This is a genomic window from Sphingomonas hankookensis (assembly GCF_022664465.1).
GTDB lineage: Bacteria > Pseudomonadota > Alphaproteobacteria > Sphingomonadales > Sphingomonadaceae > Sphingomonas > Sphingomonas hankookensis.
This window is the reverse complement of record NZ_JAKREV010000004.1, coordinates 224,276-239,020: the sequence shown is the minus strand read 5'-3', so window position 1 is coordinate 239,020 and position 14,745 is coordinate 224,276. Positions and strand designations below refer to the sequence as shown.

The 14,745-nt window shown below is 67.2% G+C and carries 10 protein-coding genes; 4 read left to right on the top strand and 6 right to left on the bottom strand.

What is annotated here, in order from left to right:
* Window positions 1–60: 60 nt before the first annotated feature.
* Together MF610_RS12670 and MF610_RS12665 are read right to left on the bottom strand one after the other, a co-directional pair.
* A complete protein-coding gene (locus MF610_RS12670; RefSeq protein WP_242197157.1) occupies window positions 61–2,493 on the bottom strand; it encodes an ATP-binding protein in 2,433 nt (810 codons plus the stop codon).
* Between the two features lie 40 nt (window positions 2,494–2,533).
* Window positions 2,534–3,751: an EAL domain-containing protein gene (locus MF610_RS12665; protein ID WP_242197154.1), complete on the bottom strand. Its 1,218-nt coding sequence runs from the start codon at window positions 3,749–3,751 to the stop codon at window positions 2,534–2,536.
* A gap of 506 nt (window positions 3,752–4,257) precedes the next feature.
* Between MF610_RS12665 and cysD the strand changes: the two genes are divergently transcribed.
* The 3 genes from cysD to MF610_RS12650 are packed head-to-tail and all read left to right on the top strand — an operon-like array spanning window position 4,258 to window position 7,822.
* The gene (cysD, locus tag MF610_RS12660) at window positions 4,258–5,175 is read left to right on the top strand and encodes a sulfate adenylyltransferase subunit CysD (RefSeq protein ID WP_242197151.1); all 918 of its coding nucleotides are present in this window, start codon (window positions 4,258–4,260) and stop codon (window positions 5,173–5,175) included.
* Entirely contained in the window at window positions 5,175–7,097 is a 1,923-nt protein-coding gene (cysN, locus tag MF610_RS12655; protein ID WP_242197150.1) for a sulfate adenylyltransferase subunit CysN, read from the top strand. Before cysD ends, cysN begins: the two co-directional genes overlap by 1 nt.
* On the top strand, window positions 7,094–7,822 hold the full coding sequence (locus tag MF610_RS12650) for a 3'(2'),5'-bisphosphate nucleotidase CysQ (RefSeq protein WP_242197147.1): 729 nt from the start codon (window positions 7,094–7,096) through the stop codon (window positions 7,820–7,822). Before cysN ends, MF610_RS12650 begins: the two co-directional genes overlap by 4 nt.
* Here the strand turns inward: MF610_RS12650 and MF610_RS19080 are convergent.
* A complete protein-coding gene (locus MF610_RS19080; RefSeq protein ID WP_277924081.1) occupies window positions 7,819–8,952 on the bottom strand; it encodes a sensor histidine kinase in 1,134 nt (377 codons plus the stop codon). The genes MF610_RS12650 and MF610_RS19080 overlap by 4 nt on opposite strands.
* Window positions 8,949–10,829 carry a putative bifunctional diguanylate cyclase/phosphodiesterase gene (locus MF610_RS12635; RefSeq protein WP_242197144.1) on the bottom strand — a complete coding sequence of 627 codons (1,881 nt, stop codon included), beginning with the start codon at window positions 10,827–10,829 and terminating at the stop codon, window positions 8,949–8,951. The genes MF610_RS19080 and MF610_RS12635 overlap by 4 nt, the downstream gene beginning before the upstream one ends.
* Window positions 10,830–11,146: 317 nt before the next feature.
* Here MF610_RS12635 and MF610_RS12630 point away from each other — a divergent pair, with 317 nt between their 5' ends.
* A complete protein-coding gene (locus tag MF610_RS12630) occupies window positions 11,147–12,067 on the top strand; it encodes a cation diffusion facilitator family transporter (protein WP_242197141.1) in 921 nt (306 codons plus the stop codon).
* Between the two features lie 141 nt (window positions 12,068–12,208).
* On the opposite strand, the gene MF610_RS12625 is transcribed toward MF610_RS12630, so the two are convergent.
* Together MF610_RS12625 and murA are read right to left on the bottom strand one after the other, a co-directional pair.
* The gene (locus MF610_RS12625) at window positions 12,209–13,348 is read right to left on the bottom strand and encodes an aldose epimerase family protein (protein WP_242197138.1); all 1,140 of its coding nucleotides are present in this window, start codon (window positions 13,346–13,348) and stop codon (window positions 12,209–12,211) included.
* Window positions 13,349–13,443: 95 nt separating this feature from the next.
* The gene (gene murA, locus MF610_RS12620) at window positions 13,444–14,727 is read right to left on the bottom strand and encodes a UDP-N-acetylglucosamine 1-carboxyvinyltransferase (protein WP_242197135.1); all 1,284 of its coding nucleotides are present in this window, start codon (window positions 14,725–14,727) and stop codon (window positions 13,444–13,446) included.
* Window positions 14,728–14,745 lie beyond the last annotated feature (18 nt).

The window sequence follows — 14,745 nt, the reverse complement described above, 5'->3', positions numbered from 1 at the left end:
CTGTAGGCCCAAGCGGCCAAGCTGTTCTTAACGCTGCTCATATTGCAATCCGCTATCGCGCTATGCCGCATCGGACACAAGGGGCACCGGCTGTCCGTTTCCACCATCGACGCCGAACAACGCATCGATCAGTTGCGTAGCCGAAACAGGTTTGCGCAGCAACGTCAGTATATCCGCCGCAATCTGCACCCGATCGTCGGGGCGCAGCATGACGACCGCCGGCACGTCGCGCCCATCGATCGCGCCCGCAAGATCGGCCAGCATAGCCGCCGGATCGGCCGAAGCTTCGGTCAGCGACGCCATGTCGACCAGCACCCCGCGCACATCGTCGCGGCCAAGCTTCTCCGCCAGCCCCGCCGCATCCTCGACGAACTCGACGGTCGTCACCTTGGGGGCGAACAGCGTCCGCATCATGCCCCGGGCGATCGGGTTGCGTTCGAGGATCAGCATGCGACCGCCGCTCGCCATATCCCCCGACCCGACGGGCGCACGGGCCGCCAGCACCAGCGGCAGGTCGAGCGTGAAGGTCGACCCCTGCCCCGCCGTGCTGACGACGGTGATGTCGCCGCCCATGGCGCGCGCAAGGTTGCGGCAGATCGTCAGCCCCAACCCGGTCCCGCCGAAGCGTCGGGTCGTGCTGTTGTCCGCCTGCTGGAACGATTCGAACACGTCCTCCAGCCGGTCGATCGCTATACCGATGCCGCTGTCCGACACCGCGATGCGCAGCCGGTCGCCCGCGACCGCCACCGTCATGCCGACCGCCCCCGCCTGCGTGAATTTCAGGGCGTTCGACAACAGGTTGGACAGGATTTGGCGCAGTCTTGTCGGGTCCCCCTCGATCCAGCGTGGCACGTCGCCGATATCGAGCGCGAAGCCGATCCCGCGATCCTGCGCCTGTCGCCGCCATGGCCGGGCCGCGTCCTCGACCGTCGCGACCAGATCGGTCGGCACGCGTTCGACGCCCAGATTGCCCGACTGCATCTTGGCGACGTCGAGGATGTCGTCGACCAGCGCGCGCATCGCTATCCCTGCGTCGTGGACGATGCCCAGCCGGTCGCGCATATCGGGTGTCAGCCGGTCGTCGCGCAGCATCACCTGTGCCATGCCGAGGATACCGTTCAGCGGCGTGCGGATTTCATGGCTGGTGGTCGCCAGGAAATCGCCCTTGGCCTTCAACGCCTTTTCCAATGCCACATTGGTCGCGGCCAGATCGACGTTGGCGCGGCGCACGGCATCGCGGCTGCGCCGCAGCGTCACGACGCCCACGACCAGCAGGACGATCAGCACCAGCACCGCCGCGGCGATGCTGCCGAACAGGATGCGTTGATAATGCGCGCTTGCGCGTTCGAACGCGATGTTGCGGCGCAGTTCCTCCTGCTTCAGTCGCGCGATCCGCAGTTCCTGGTTCTGGAAATCGAACCGGGCCGACATCAGCGCGGTCTTGGTCGAGGTCGTCAGCTGCGTCGCCTGCTCGTTCAGCCGGTCGAGCGCCTCGAGATGCGCCAGCGCTTTCGTCGTCTCGCCCGTGGCGGAATAGACGGCATAGGCGTTGCGGTGATTGTCGCGGGCGGCGAGTGGCGTTGTCGTCAGGTCGACGCCGGCAAAGGCGCGGTCGACCAGCCGCATACCCAGGGCGCGATCGCCGCGAGCGACGGCGATCCGGCCGGCCAGCGTCGCCAGCTGATCGGCGACCGGTTTCACATCCGCTTCGCGCGCAATGGACATGCCCCGCACGATCGATTGCCACGCGGCGTCTTCCTCGCCTGCGCCGCGTTGCGCCCGCGCCATATTGCCCATGATCCGCGCGGTGAAGGCGGGACTGTCGAGCTGCGGAGCAAGCGCCAGCGCGCGCTTCAGGTCGACCAGCGCGTCGCGATACCGGCCCATTTCCGTTAGGACGTTGCCGCGATTGTTCAGCATCGACACCAGCAGCAACGGGTCGCCGGCATAGGTATCGATCGCTTGACCGTAATAGCGCAACGCACCCGCGAAATCGGCGCCTTGCCGATAGAGCGAGCCGATACTGAGCAGCGCCATGGCTTGCCCGCGCCTGTCCCCCGCGCTTTGATAGACGCGATACGCCGCCTGATAGTCGGCCAGCGCGGACGCGACGGTCCCTTCGTCAGACGCAATATCGCCGCGCGTCCGCAGGATATCGCCTTCCAGCGCGATCCGCGACGGCATCGCCTGAACGATCGATAGCGCGGACGCGATCTTGCTGCGTGCCATCACGGCATCGCCTAACCGCGCATGTGCTTCACCCTGCAACCATAGGCCGGCCGCACGCATTCGCGACGTCGTTCCGTTGCGGGCCTGCGCCGCGCGCTCGAGGTCGATGCCTTCCTGCAGGACAAGTTGCGGCTGAGTGGCCAGTCTGGCCCGCGCAGCGTCGAACCGTTGCTCCAGTGTCGCCGCCTGCCCGAACGCCGGCGCGATCCCTCCTGCGAACAGCAGCATGGCGAACCACAAGAGGCGAATGGATCGCACGGTCATATCTCCTCGTACGACCGCCCCGGTTAATGCGGGGTAAGCGTCACGCGGTCTTCCACTGCCCTTCGTTGCGCAGGAACGTCATGCGCGGGCTGACCATCGCGGCAAGATGGCGATCCTCGGCAAGGAACGTCTGGAATGCCGCGAACTCGACCGGACGGCTGATCAGGAAACCCTGCACCATGTCGCATCCCATCACGCCCAGCAGCGCCAGCGCGGCGGGGGTTTCGACCCCTTCCGCGGTCACTTCCATGTCGAGCGCATGGGCGAGGTCGATCGTCGAGCGCACGATCAGCGGATCGCGGTTGCTGCTGGTCAGCTGGGTGACGAACAGCTTGTCGATCTTCAGTTCGCTGGCGGGCAGGCGCTTGAGATAGGCAAGCGACGACAGCCCCGCGCCATAATCGTCGATCGCCAGCGGGACGCCGATATCGGCGAAGGTGCGCAGGTTCGCGATCGCGCTTTCGGGATCGCGGATGACCGCGGTTTCGGTGATTTCGAACCCGATCTTCGCACCGCCCGCCGCGACCAGCGCGCAGGCGTCGCGCACGAACCCGGTATCCGACAACAGCACGCCCGAGATGTTGATGAAGATCGGGATGTCATACCCTTGCGCGGCAAGCGTGCGCTGGTCGGCGATCGCCCGGCGGATGATCCACAGCGTCAGCGTACCGATGATGTTCGACCGTTCCGCCGCCTCGATGAACGCCCCGGGCAGGATCAGCCCGCGCGTCGGATGCCGCCAGCGCACCAGTGCCTCGGCACTGACCACCTTCTGCTGCCGTACGCGGACCTTGGGCTGATATTGCAGGAAAATCTGCCCCTCGGCGATGGCGCCGGGCAGTTCGCGCATCAGCTGTATCGGATCGTCGCCTGCCGCCGGATCGATCAGGTCGCGCAGCACGTCGGCCTGCATCTGCCGCGCATCGACCAGCGCCTGTTCCGCCGCCTCGATCATCTGCACCTCGTCGGCATCGGCGGCGGCTACCCCGACCCCGCCGATTCGCAGCGATAGTCGATAGGGCTCGCCATCGAGGTCGAACGGCGCGGCTATCGCCACACGCACCCGGTCGAGGATCGATGGTCCGGCGACCGGCGAAGTGCAGTCATATCCCAGTTCGAGCAGGTTCGGTCCGGCCGGCCGAGCCCGCAGGTCGGGCAGCGCCGCGACGAGGCGCGCGGCGACATCGTCCATCAGCAACCGCGCGCGTGTCACGCCCATCGCACGGCGCAGCGATGCGAACTCTTCCAGTTCGCACAACAGGATAAGCCGGTAGCACGGCAAATCCCGGCACAGCCGGCGCCGATCGGCCGTCGCCAGAATCGCCCGCCGGGGACGTTGGCGACTCGCGATCCCGGCAAGCGGGGGGTGATCCGATCGGACGCGGGGCATGGTGCGCCTGTCCTAGCCGGCAAACTGCAAAGCATCGGTTAACACTACCGAGCGGTGCTCAAACGCGTTAACCATGAATCACGTTTGGCTTAGGGTTAATTTTCGGTTAAGAAGATGCTGCGCTTCGGCGCAACCTGGGAGAAAGAAAATGCAGGCGTTTTTCGCTCTGTTCCGTGACAGCTACGGCGACGATCTTCGTCCGGTTTGAATCGGAACTGTGCCTGGGTTGTGCCGGTGCATCGGCGTGACCCAGGCACTTCTCATCCCCGGCGCGCGTCGCGCCCGCGCTTTCGGCTGCGAAAGCTGAACTGGCGCATCCCCGCAGGAATAGTTGTTTTGTCGCGGCACCCGCGATCACTACCTGCGATCGGGTAATGACCGATATCCCGACCGATCGTCTCACCCATCTCGAACGCCTCGAAGCCGAGAGCATCCACATCCTGCGCGAAGTGGTGGCGGAGGCCGAACGACCGGTCATGCTCTATTCGGTCGGCAAGGATTCGGCGGTCATGCTGCACCTTGCGAAGAAGGCGTTTTATCCCGCGCCCCCGACCTTCCCGTTGCTGCATGTCGATACGACGTGGAAATTTCGCGCGATGTACGATTTGCGCGACAAGGCGGCGCGCGATGCCGGCATGGAATTGCTGGTCCATCACAACCCCGACGCGATGGCGCGCGGGATCAATCCGTTCGACCATGGCAGCCTGCACACCGATCTGTGGAAGACCGAGGGGCTGAAGCAGGCGCTCGACCACTACGGCTTCGACGCGGCGTTCGGCGGCGCGCGGCGCGACGAGGAGAAGAGCCGGGCGAAAGAACGCGTCTTCTCGTTCCGGTCGGCGAACCATCGCTGGGACCCCAAGGCGCAGCGGCCCGAACTGTGGCACCTCTACAATGCGCGCAAGGCGAAGGGCGAATCAATCCGCGTCTTTCCGCTGTCGAACTGGACCGAACTCGATATCTGGCAATATATCCTGCGCGAGCGGATCGAGATCGTGCCGCTCTATTTCGCCGCTCCCCGTCCGACCGTCGAGCGCGACGGCATGCTGCTGATGGTCGATGACGACCGGTTCCGGCTGATGCCGGGCGAGGTCCCGGTCGACCGATCGATCCGCTTCCGCACGCTCGGCTGCTATCCGCTGACCGGCGCGGTGGAGAGCGAGGCGGCGACGCTGTCCGAGGTCATTCAGGAAATGCTGCTGACGACCACCTCCGAGCGACAGGGCCGCGCGATCGACCGCGATGCGGGATCGGCAAGCATGGAAAAGAAGAAGCAGGAGGGCTATTTCTGATGGCGACCGTCCCCGCCTATACCCCCGATGCGCTGATCGCCGCCGACATCGACGCCTATCTGGCGCAGCATCAGACCAAGTCGCTGCTGCGCTTCATCACCTGCGGATCGGTGGACGACGGCAAGTCGACGCTGATCGGGCGCCTCCTCTATGATTCGAAGATGATTTTCGAGGATCAGCTGGCCGCGCTGGAGAACGATTCGAAGCGGGTCGGTACGCAGGGGCAGGAGATCGATTTCGCGCTGCTGGTCGACGGCCTCGCCGCCGAGCGTGAGCAGGGCATCACCATCGACGTCGCCTATCGCTTCTTCGCGACCGAGAAACGCAAGTTCATCGTCGCCGATACGCCCGGCCACGAACAATATACCCGCAACATGGTGACCGGCGCGTCGACCGCCGATCTGGCCGTAATCCTGATCGATGCGCGCAAGGGCGTGCTGACCCAGACGCGGCGGCACAGCTACCTCGCGCATCTGATCGGCATCCGCCACATCGTGCTGGCGGTGAACAAGATGGACCTGGTCGACTACGATCAGGCGATTTTCGACCGCATCGTCACCGACTATGCCGCATTCGCCGAATCGATCGGCATCGCCGGTTTCACCGCGATTCCGCTGTCGGGGTTCAAGGGCGACAATATCGCCGCCGCGTCCGCCAACACGCCATGGTACGGCGGCCCGGCGCTGATCGAGCATCTCGAAACCGTCACGCTCGACAGTGAAGCAGCTGTGGTGCGGCCGTTCCGCCTGCCGGTGCAATGGGTCAACCGCCCCGATCTCGACTTCCGTGGGTTCGCGGGGCTGATCGCCAGCGGTACTATCCGCCCGGGCGACGCGGTGCGGGTGCTTCCGTCGGGCAAGACGTCGCGGGTCGCGCGGATCGTGACGATGGACGGCGATCTGGAACAGGCGGTTGCCGGCCAGTCGGTGACGCTGACGCTGACCGACGAAATCGACTGCTCGCGCGGCGACGTGATCGCCGCCGCCGATGCGCCGCCCCAGGTCGCCGACCAGTTCCGCGCGACGATCGTGTGGATGGACGGTGAACCGCTGCTGCCGGGTCGCGCCTATTGGCTGAAGACCGGGGCCGGCACGGTGTCGGCGACCGTTCAGCCACCGCGCCATGCGATCGACGTCAACACGCTGGCCGAATTGTCGGTCAAGACGCTGTCGCTGAACGACATCGGCATCGCCGACGTCTTCACCGATCGCGGCATCGCCTTCGAACCCTATGCCGACAATCGCGACCTCGGCGGGTTCATCCTCATCGATAAAATCACCAACGCCACCGTCGCCGCCGGCATGATCGACTATTGCCTGCGCCGCAGCCAGAACGTCCACTGGCAGTCGATTGACATCACCCGTGAGGCGCACGCCACGCAGAAGAACCAGAACCCGCGTGTGCTGTGGTTCACCGGTCTGTCGGGATCGGGCAAGTCGACCATCGCCAATCTGGTCGAAAAGAAGCTGCACGCGCTCGGCAAGCACAGCTTCCTGCTCGACGGGGACAATGTCCGCCATGGCCTCAACCGCGATCTGGGCTTCACCGATGCCGACCGGGTCGAGAATGTCCGCCGCGTGGGCGAGGTCGCCAAGCTGATGGCCGATGCCGGCCTGATCGTGCTGACCGCGTTCATCTCGCCGTTCCGCGCCGAGCGCGATCTGGCGCGGTCGATGCTGCCGGCGGGTGAGTTCGTTGAAGTGTTCGTCGACACGCCGCTCAGCGTCGCGGAGGCCCGGGACGTGAAGGGGCTGTATGCCAAGGCGCGCAGCGGTACGCTTGCCAACTTCACCGGCATCGACAGCCCGTACGAACCGCCGATCGCGCCGGAAATCCATGTCGACACCACGCGCGAGACGCCGGAAGCCGCCGCCGAACGCATCGTCGAGCATGTGCTCGGCATCTGGGCGCCGGTGCTGTGACCGACGATGCACTGCTCGCCACGGCGATCGCTGCCGAGGCGGGCAAGCTGTTGCTGGCAATCCGGGCCGAAGGGCGCGAGACCGGCAAGGCGCTGGGCGACCGTGCCGACGCACAGGCCAACGCGCTGATCCTCGAACGGCTGCGAACCGCCCGCCCGCAGGCGTTCGTGCTGTCGGAGGAGTCGGCCGACGACAAGGCGCGCTGTGCCGCCACCCAGACCTGGATCGTCGATCCGCTGGACGGCACACGCGAATATGCCGAGGGACGCGACGACTGGGCGGTGCATGTCGCGTTGGCGGTGAACGGTCGGGCCGAGGCGGGAGCGGTGGCGCTGCCGGCGCTGGGCGTGGTGTTGTCGAGCAGCTCCGCCCCGATCGTGCCCCCGCGCCCGACACGGCCACGCATGGTCGTCAGTCGCACCCGCCCCGCCCGCCAAGCGCTGGCGGTGGCGGACGCGATCGATGCCGAACTGATCCCGATGGGGTCGGCGGGCGCCAAGGCGATGGCGGTGGTCCGCGGCGAGGCCGACATCTACCTCCATGCCGGCGGGCAATATGAATGGGACAGCTGCGCGCCGGTCGCGGTGGCGCTGGCCGCCGGGCTGCACGCGTCGCGGATCGACGGGTCGCCGCTCTACTATAACTGCCATGACACGTGGTTGCCCGACCTGCTGATCTGTCGGCGGGAGGATGCGGCGCGGATCTTGCCGCTCATCAACAGCTAGGCAGCCGGCAGCGTCAGGATCGCGCGGGCGCCGCGGTTGGGGCCGTCGCTTTCGAGGCGGAGACTGCCGCCCATTGCCGCCATCCAGTTCGCCGACCAGTGCAGCCCCAGCCCGCCCGACTTCGCGCGCCGGGTCGAATAGCCGCGCTGGAACAGCATCGGCGCGGCGGCGGGGTCGAAGCCGTCGCCATCGTCGGCGATGACCACCGTCACCCCCTCCCCCCCGCGCGCCACCGTCACGTCGATCCGGCCGGGGGCGTGCGGCCGGGCGGCGATCGCTTCCCCGGCATTGCGGAACAGGTTGCCGATCACCTGCCCCAGGATCACGCGGTTGGCGCAGACCCAGGCGGGTTGCGCCGGAAACGACACCGCGATCGATTGCCCGTCGCCATAGCGCGCGATCGCGCCGTTGCGCGCGATCAGGTCGGTTACGTCGCAGCGTTCGAGCATCGGCGGCTCGGCCACACCGTCAAGCGGCTGACCGATGATTTCCAGCACGTTGGCAAGCGCGGTACGCCCGGTGTCGAACTGCGCCAGCCGATCGATCCGCGCGCGCGCGGCCGCGTCGATCGCGGCCATGACATAGGCGGCGAGTTTGGCGCGACGCTCCGGCGGGACGTCGCCCGCCGCCAGTTCGCCGACCGCGCGCTCGATCGTCTCGCGCTCGGCGATCGGGGGCTGGGCAAGCCCGTGCGACAGGATCGCGCTGATCGGCGACAGCGCGTTGCGGACGTTGTGGACCAGCGCGGCGCGGCTTTCCGACCGGCCGAGACGGAACGAGTGCAACTCGCGCTGCGCTGCGCGCTCCTGTTGCCCCGCGAGCATCGCGTTCAACGCGGTTACGAGGCCGCCGATCTCGTCGTCGCGACGCTCGCGCGCGATCGCGCCCGATGCCTCGGCCAGTTGCTGCTCGATGCGCCGCAGCCGGTCGCCCACCAGCCGCACCGCCGCCCCATGCACCACGACCAGCAGCATCGCCACTAACGCGCCGCCCGCGAGCAACCACGCTTCGCCCGCCCGGCCCAACAGGATCAGCAGCACCCCGATCGCCAGCACCGCCGCCGCCCCCGGCCACGCCACCGCCCGCGTCAGCGTGGCCGCGAGCGTCGCCCGGCGGCGCGGCACCTTCATGCGCCGGGTTCGTGCGCGACCCGGTCCGGCGCCCGCCCGCGACACGCCATCGCGGTCGCGGCCGCCCCGTCGATCGGCTGCGCGAAATAATAGCCCTGCAGGTGCGAACAGCCGGCCAGTCGCAGCGCCTGTACCTGCTGTTCGGTCTCCACCCCCTCGGCCACTACCTCCAGCCGCAGCGCGCGGGCGAGGTGGATGATCGAATGGACGATCGCCGCGCTTTCGCGCTCGCGCCCCATGCCGTCGATGAAGCTGCGGTCGATCTTTAGGCAATCGAGCGCGAACTTGCGGATGTTGTAGAGCGAGGAATAGCCGGTGCCGAAATCGTCCAGCGCGATGCGGAATCCCATCTGACGCAGGCGGTAGAGCGTATCGGCGGCACGTTCGGCATCGTCGAAGATCGCGGTTTCGGTGATCTCGATCTGCAACCGGTCGGGCGCCACCCCGGCGCGCTGCACCTTTTCGATCAGATGCCCGACGAAGCTCGGCCGGCGGAACTGGCGCGGCGAGAAATTGACCGAGACATATTGCCCGGGCCATGCCGGGAGCATCGCCAGCGCTTCGTCCAGCACCCATTCGCCCAGATCATGGATCAGGTTCGATTCCTCGGCGATCGGGATGAAGGTCGCCGGGCCGATCGCGCCATGTTCGCTGCTGTGCCAGCGCAGCAGCCCTTCGAACCCGACCACGTCCAGCGTGTCGCGCGACACGATCGGCTGGAACAGCAGCGCCAGTTCGCGGTCGGCGATGGCGCGGGTCAGCCCCTGTTCGACGCGGCGGCGGAAGCGGATCGATTCGTCCATGCTGTCGTCGAACAGCCGCACGACGCCGCGCCCCTGCCGTTTCGCCTCGTTCAGCGCCAAGTCGGCGCGGCGCATGATGTCGACCGGTTCGCGCCCGCCATCGGCCGCGACCATCATCACCCCGCACGACGCCGCGCCGCGGATCGGATGGCCGAACACCTGCAGGTCGGTGGAACAGGCGCGCACCAGCCGTTCGCAGCGCATCACGGCGTCATCGGCGCTGTCCGCGGCGATCAGCACGCCGAATTCGTCGCCGCCCAGCCGCGCGACGAACCCGTGCTCACCGACTTCGGCGATCAGGATCGTGCAGATGGTGCGGATCAACTCGTCGCCGACCAGATGCCCCAGCGTGTCGTTGATCAGCTTGAACCGGTCGAGGTCGATCATCGCCATCGCAAAGGCACCCGGCCGCCGCGCGTGTTCGGACAGAATGCGCAGGAAGGCGAGGCGATTGGGCGCGCCGGTCAACGGATCGCGATTGGCGAGGCGGATCGCCTTGCTCTCGTTCGCGGCCAGTTCGCGCGTCTGTTCCTCCAGCTCGTCGATCTTGGCGGCGAGTTCGGCGCGGGTGACGGCCAGCGCGCGGTCGGCGTGCCAGCGATGCGACAGCGCGGTCGCGATCTGCAGCACCTCCTCGGCGGCGAACGGCTTGGCGATATAGAACAACCGGTCGGGCGGGCCGGCGACGCGGGCGATCTCGGCCGGCGAAAAGTCCGAATAGCCGGTGACGATCACGATCTGGATATCGGGATCGGCCGCGCGGATGCGCCGCGCGGTCTCGCGCCCGTCGATCCCCGGCGGCATCCGCACGTCGATGAACGCGACGGCGAAGCGCGTATCGCGCGCGACCGCGCGTTCGACCACCGCCACCGCCTCCTCGCCCTGATGGACATGGGTCAGCGTCAATTCCGCCCGATCGGTGTCGCGGCCGTCCATTTCGGCGAACAGCTCGGCAGCGAGATCGGCGAGCGCATCGGCGTCGGGCGCCGGCCGGAACGACATGCGATAGGATTCGTGGACCGCCGGATCGTCGTCGACGATCAGGATGCGCGCCGATGGTTCGTCCGTAGCCATGGTCCGTACAACACTGCCTTGTTGCGACAACGGTCGCAAGGATCGCCCGGTCAGCGCGCGAGGCGACGTTTCGATCCGGGGGAAGCGATTGTTAAGGACGTTTGCGGGACCGGGTGGTGCGGGAATGGGATGGGGCCGGCCGCCGCTTCCTCACACCAAAGCAAGGTCGACCGGGAACATCCGGTGCCAGTAATTGAGTACGGATGGCGGGAACGCGGTCATGGCGCGACCGTAGCAGACTATTCCGTGCACCGCAGATGGCACGATGCACCAGCACATGCTGGTCAGCCCGCCTGCCGCCTGCCACAAGGCACGCCATGGGCGGACATCATCACGGACATGACCATCATCACGGCCACGGACATTCGCATGCCCCGGCGGATTTCGGACGCGCGTTCGCGATCGGCACGCTGCTGAACATCGCGTTCGTGGTGGTCGAGGGGGGTGCCGGGTTCTGGTTCGATTCGGTCGCGCTGCTGGCCGATGCCGGGCACAACCTGTCGGACGTGCTGGGGCTGTTGATCGCGTGGGGCGGGATGGAGCTTGCCAAGCGGCCGGCGACGCGGCGCTTCACCTATGGGCTCGGCGCGTCGACGATCCTCGCGGCGCTGGCCAATGCGCTGGTGCTGCTGATGGCGGTCGGCGCGATCTTGCTGGAGACGATCCAGCGGCTGGGCGATCCGCGGCCGATCGATGGCTGGCCGGTGGTGTGGGTGGCGCTGGCCGGGATCGGCGTGAACCTCGCGACCGCATTGCTGTTCGCGCGCGGGCGGCACGGCGACGTCAATATTCGCGGCGCCTATCTCCACATGGCGGCTGATGCCGCGGTGTCGGCAGGCGTGGTGATCGCCGGGCTGGCGATCCTGTGGACCGGGGCGACGTGGATCGATCCGGTCGTCAGCCTGCTCGTGGTGGTCATCATCCTGGTCGGCACGTGGGGGCTGCTCAGCGAATCGCTGCTGCTGGCGTTGCAGGCGGTGCCGCGCGGGATCGATGCGCAGGCGGTCGAGGCGCTGCTGGCCGCGCAGGCCGGCGTGGCACGGGTCCACGACCTGCATATCTGGCCGATGAGCACGACCGAAACCGCGCTGACCGCGCATCTGGTGATGCCGGCCGGGCATCCGGGCGACGGGTTTCTACGCGAGTTGGGCCACCGGCTAGAGCATGATTTTGGGATCGGCCATGCGACGGTGCAGATCGAGACGGGCGACGACTGCGCGCTGCGCCACGCGCATTGAGTGGGGTGGGAGCGAACACCTCTTCTTTCGTCATACCCGCCAAGGCGGGAACCATAGACGCCGGCGTTGCCGATTGATCCGGATCGTCAACGTATAGGGATTCCCGCCTTCGCGGGAATGACGAAGAATTGGTTTGTCAGCTTACCGCGCGACCGACACCCGGTACACCATGCGGTGGTGGTACGGCTTGCCCGGCTCCACCCGTGCCGATCCGAACGCCGGCTGGTTGGGCGTGTCGGGGAATTTCTGCGGCTCCAGCGCGATGCCGTCGCCCATGCGGTACACATGGCCCTGCTTCCCGATCAGCGTCCCGTCGAGGAAATTGCCCGAGTAGAATTGCACGCCCGGTTCGGTCGTCAGCACTTCGAGTACCCGGCCCGAGGCGGGGTCTTCAAGGCGGGCGGCCAGCTTCGGCTCCTTGGTCACGCCGGCGTCTAGGACGAAATTATGGTCGTAGCCACGCCCGGCGACGATCTGCGCATCACGGCCGTCACGCACATCCTGCCCGACGATGCGGCCGCGGGTGAAATCGAACACCGTCCCCTTGACCGCGCGGCGCTCGCCGGTCGGGATCAGCGCATCGTTGACCGGCGTGTAGCGGCTGGCCGGCATCGTCAACCGGTGGTTCATCGTGCCGACCACACTCCCCTCGCCGCCCATATCGAACAGCGCGTGGTTGGTCAGGTTGACGATGGTCGGGGCATCGCTCTTGGCATCGAAATCGATCGTCAGCGCGCCCTTGTCATCGAGCGCATAGGTGACGGTGACGTCGAGCGCGCCGGGATAGCCCTGATCGCCCGCCGGGCTGTTCAGCGTCATGGTCACCGACGCGGTTGGGCCGTCCTTGACCGACACGATCCGCCACACCCGCTTGTCGAAGCCGACCGTGCCGCCGTGGAGCGAGTTCGCCTTGTCGTTCCGGGTCAGCTGATACGCCTTGCCGTCCAGCGTGAACTGGCCGCCGGCGATGCGGTTGGCGTAGCGGCCGATCGTCTGGCCCCAGTAATTGGGCTTGGTGATGTAGCTGGCGGCATCGTCATAGCCGAGCGTGACGTCGGCGACCTTGCCGTTCCGGTCGGGCGCGTTGAACGCCTGGAGCGTGGCGCCCAGCGTCATGATCCGGGCGCTGACGCCGTTGCTGCCAGTCAGAGTCACAGCCTCGATCACGGTATCGTCGGGCAGCTTGCCGAAGCTCGCCCGCTTGGCCGTTGCCGCGCCCGCCTGCCCCGCGGTCAGCGCCATCGCCGCGACCATCGTGCCGGCCCAAACCGCCTTGTGCATCGTCACCCTCCCAAAGCGACCGTGCCGTTCGCGCAGCATCCGGTCCGTCGAGAGCGATATAGTCCGACAATAACCGCCAGTTCAAGCGCGGTACATCAGCCGTCGCCGAGGCGCTCGATATCTGCACCGACCGCCTGCAGCTTTTCCTCCAGCCGCTCATAGCCACGGTCGAGGTGATAGACGCGGCTGACCGACGTCTCGCCTTCTGCGGCAAGGCCGGCGATGATCAGGCTCATCGACGCGCGCAGGTCGGTCGCCATCACCGGCGCTCCGACAAGGCCAGCGACGCCGCGCACCACTGCCGAGCGACCGGTGACGGTGATATCCGCCCCCATCCGCGCCAGTTCGGGGACGTGCATGTAGCGGTTTTCGAAAATCGTCTCGGTCAGCACGCTGGCGCCATCGGCACGGGTCAGCAGCGCCATGAACTGTGCCTGCATGTCGGTGGCGAACCCCGGATAGGGCGCGGTCGACAAATTGACCGGGCGGATGTCGCCCCCCGCTTCGACGAACAGCGAGGTCGCTTCCTCGCGCACCGCGACGCCGGCTTCGACCAGCGCGTCGATCGTCGCGCGCATGTCGCCGGGTACGACGTTCGCCAGCTCGACCGCACCGCCGGTGATCGCGGCGGCGCAGGCATAGCTGCCCGCCTCGATCCGGTCGGGCATGACGGCATAGGTCGCGCCGTGCAGCTTGTCGCGGCCCTCGATGGTCAGCGTGTCGCTGCCGATGCCGTCGATCACTGCACCCATCGCGACGAGGCAGCGGCACAGGTCGACGATTTCCGGTTCGCGCGCGGCATTTTCGAGGACGCTGGTCCCCTTGGCCAGCACTGCGGCCATCACCGCGTTCTCGGTCGCGCCGACCGACACCACCGGGAAGCGATAGCGCCCGCCGGGCAGGCGGCCGCCGGGTGCGGTCGCCTTCACATAGCCCGCCGCCAGTTCGATCTCGGCGCCCAGCGCTTCCAAGGCCTTCAGATGCAGGTCGATCGGGCGGTTGCCGATCGCGCAGCCGCCGGGGAGCGACACCGTCGCCTCGCCCGCGCGCGCCACCAGCGGGCCCAGCACGAGGATCGACGCGCGCATCTTGCGGACGATATCATAGGGGGCGACGGTCGAGGTCAGCCGCTGGCCGCGCATGGTCATGACCCGGCCGAACTCGGACGGGTGCGATCCCTCGACCGTGGTCGACACGCCGAACTGGTTGAGCAGGTGGCCGAAGCTGTCGACGTCCGCCAGCCGCGGCAGGTTGCGCAGCGTCAGCGGCTCTTCGGTGAGCAGCGCACAGGGCAGCAGGGTGAGCGCGGCGTTCTTCGCGCCGGAAATGACGATGCGGCCCGACAGGCGATTGCCGCCGCGAATGACGATACGATCCATGGGGCAGCTTCTAGTGGT

Bases quoted from the DNA above. Each gene is read 5' to 3' on its own strand.
- MF610_RS12670 (WP_242197157.1), bottom strand. From the start codon at position 2,493: ATGACCGTGCGATCCATTCGCCTCTTGTGGTTCGCCATGCTGCTGTTC.
- cysD (WP_242197151.1), top strand. From the start codon at position 4,258: ATGACCGATATCCCGACCGATCGTCTCACCCATCTCGAACGCCTCGAA.
- cysN (WP_242197150.1), top strand. From the start codon at position 5,175: ATGGCGACCGTCCCCGCCTATACCCCCGATGCGCTGATCGCCGCCGAC.
- MF610_RS19080 (WP_277924081.1), bottom strand. From the start codon at position 8,952: ATGAAGGTGCCGCGCCGCCGGGCGACGCTCGCGGCCACGCTGACGCGG.
- MF610_RS12635 (WP_242197144.1), bottom strand. From the start codon at position 10,829: ATGGCTACGGACGAACCATCGGCGCGCATCCTGATCGTCGACGACGAT.
- MF610_RS12630 (WP_242197141.1), top strand. From the start codon at position 11,147: ATGGGCGGACATCATCACGGACATGACCATCATCACGGCCACGGACAT.
- MF610_RS12625 (WP_242197138.1), bottom strand. From the start codon at position 13,348: ATGCACAAGGCGGTTTGGGCCGGCACGATGGTCGCGGCGATGGCGCTG.
- murA (WP_242197135.1), bottom strand. From the start codon at position 14,727: ATGGATCGTATCGTCATTCGCGGCGGCAATCGCCTGTCGGGCCGCATC.